The organism is Pseudaestuariivita rosea (genome assembly GCF_017592335.1).
In the GTDB taxonomy this organism is placed as follows: domain Bacteria; phylum Pseudomonadota; class Alphaproteobacteria; order Rhodobacterales; family Rhodobacteraceae; genus Parasulfitobacter; species Parasulfitobacter rosea.
In genome coordinates, this window is record NZ_JACNMP010000084.1 from 1 (window position 1) to 1048 (window position 1048).

Below are 1048 nucleotides of genomic sequence, written 5' to 3' on the forward strand. Positions count from 1 at the left end.
CTGAGGTGCCCCTAGATTTGTAGACGCTTTGCTTGGTAATTTTGGAAGCAAAGGACGACGTATATGTCAGGTCAAATTCGTTACTCAGACGAGTTCAAGATCGACGCGGTGGCGCAGGTCACGGAGCGCGGATATTCGGTCAAGGAGGTGGCTGAACGGCTCGGGATCAGCACCAAGTCTTTGTACACTTGGACGGCGCAGTTTTCGAAGCCACAGCGTGTGACTGATCAGGAAGCCGAGGTCAGGCGGCTTAAGAAAGAACTGGCCCGCGTGACCGAGGAGCGTGACATCTTAAAAAAGGGTGAGACCATTTTCCGCCATTGGTCCGAGGACAATGGTCGAACGCGTACTTCGCCAGGGATGCAAAGTGAGGTACGCTTTTATCGACGCGCATCGCCAGCAGCATCCTGTCCGTGTTCTGTGCAAGATGTTGAGCGTTCATCCCAGTGGTTTCTATGCATGGATTAAGGAACCGTTAAGCCAGCGCACTCAGGAAGATCGGCGTCAGACCAGGCTAGTGAAGAAGGCGTGGAAAGACAGCGGCAAAGTCTACGGCTATCGCAAAATTTACGATGACCTGATCGACATGGGTGAGACCGTCTCAGAGAACCGCGTTGCCCGTTTGGCCCGTCTGGCGGGTGTTCAGGCACAGATCGGGTACAAGAAGAAGCCAGGCTTTTATGGCGGCAAACCGTCCGTCGTGGTCGACAACACATTGGATCGTTAGTTCGCTGTCGATGCGCCAGATCGCGCGTGGGTGACAGACATTACCTACCTGCGCACGCACGAAGGATTTGCGTATCTCTGTATCGTCATTGATCTGTTCTCGCGGCGTGTCGTGGGTTGGGCCATCCGGTCTCGCCAGACTTCAGAACTGGCGGTCCAGGCGTTGCTGATGGCAATCTGGCGACGAAAGCCCGGATCAGGCCTGTTGATCCACTCAGATCAAGGGGCCCAGTTCACCAGCCGTGAATGGGCTGCCTTCCTCCGCGAACACAATTTGGAACACTCCATGAGCCGCCGGGGCAATTGCCATGACAACGCTGTC

At 55.3% G+C, this 1048-nt stretch carries 1 pseudogene; it reads left to right on the top strand.

What is annotated here, in order from left to right:
• Positions 1 to 63 precede the first annotated feature (63 nt).
• Positions 64 to 1048, top strand: a pseudogene (locus H7848_RS20125) (IS3 family transposase); the annotation flags it as partial.